Origin of the sequence: Photorhabdus sp. RM322S (genome assembly GCF_042879395.1) — a bacterium.
GTDB lineage: Bacteria > Pseudomonadota > Gammaproteobacteria > Enterobacterales > Enterobacteriaceae > Photorhabdus > Photorhabdus khanii.
In genome coordinates, this window is sequence record NZ_JBHFKW010000127.1 from 1 (window position 1) to 1320 (window position 1320).

Below are 1320 nucleotides of genomic sequence, written 5' to 3' on the forward strand. Positions count from 1 at the left end.
ATGCGCCCAGTTAAGACTCGGTTTCCCTGCGGCTCCCCTAAACGGTTAACCTTGCTACAGAATATAAGTCGCTGACCCATTATACAAAAGGTACGCAGTCACCCCTATAAATAGAAGCTCCCACTGCTTGTACGTACACGGTTTCAGGTTCTTTTTCACTCCCCTCGCCGGGGTTCTTTTCGCCTTTCCCTCACGGTACTGGTTCACTATCGGTCAGTCAGGAGTATTTAGCCTTGGAGGAGGGTCCCCCCGTATTCAGACAGGATACCACGTGTCCCGCCCTACTCGTTGAGTTCACAATGACGGTGTTTTGGTGTACGGGACTCTCACCCTTTACTGTGCGCCTTTCCAGACGCTTCCACTAACACCGCCACTGATGCGGACTCTGGGCTGCTCCCCGCTCGCTCGCCGCTACTGGGGGAATCTCGGTTGATTTCTTTTCCTCGGGGTACTGAGATGTTTCAGTTCCCCCGGTTCGCCTCGTTCGACTATGAATTCATCGAACGATAGTGCAACGGATTGCACTGGGTTTCCCCATTCGGACATCGCCGGCTGTTACGCTTCATATCAGCTTACCGACGCTTTTCGCAGATTAGCACGTCCTTCATCGCCTCTGACTGCCTAGGCATCCACCGTGTACGCTTAGTCGCTTAACCTCACAACCCGAAACTGTCTCGGATTATAGATTGTTGAGAGACTCATCAATAATCCCTCGCGGATATTATTGACGGTTTCAATTTTCAGCTTGTTCCAGATTGTTAAAGAGCGTTTATCGTTAAACCGACTTCATCAAAAATCCGCTTAACGATAACACGACGACGGCTTTCACCCGTCATCACCGCAAGTGGCGTCCCCTAGGGGATTCGAACCCCTGTTACCGCCGTGAAAGGGCGGTGTCCTAGGCCTCTAGACGAAGGGGACACAATGGCCGGCTTCGCAGACGCGTCTTGCTCGACTTTCATCAGACAATCTGTGTGAGCACTGCACTCAACGGCATCTCAGGTAAGGAGGTGATCCAACCGCAGGTTCCCCTACGGTTACCTTGTTACGACTTCACCCCAGTCATGAATCACAAAGTGGTCAGCGCCCTCCAACAGGTTAAGCTACCGACTTCTTTTGCAACCCACTCCCATGGTGTGACGGGCGGTGTGTACAAGGCCCGGGAACGTATTCACCGTAGCATTCTGATCTACGATTACTAGCGATTCCGACTTCATGGAGTCGAGTTGCAGACTCCAATCCGGACTACGACAGACTTTATGTGTTCCGCTTGCTCTCGCGAGGTCGCTTCACTTTGTATCCGCCATTGTAGCACGTGTG

At 52.2% G+C, this 1320-nt stretch carries 1 tRNA gene and 2 rRNA genes; all 3 read right to left on the minus strand.

Annotation, left to right across the window (positions count from 1 at the left end):
* Positions 1-656 (minus strand): 23S ribosomal RNA (locus ACGF63_RS22865); the annotation flags it as partial.
* A gap of 189 nt (positions 657-845) precedes the next feature.
* A tRNA-Glu gene (locus tag ACGF63_RS22870) sits at positions 846-921 on the minus strand.
* Positions 922-1003: 82 nt separating this feature from the next.
* A 16S ribosomal RNA gene (locus ACGF63_RS22875) occupies positions 1004-1320 on the minus strand; the annotation flags it as partial.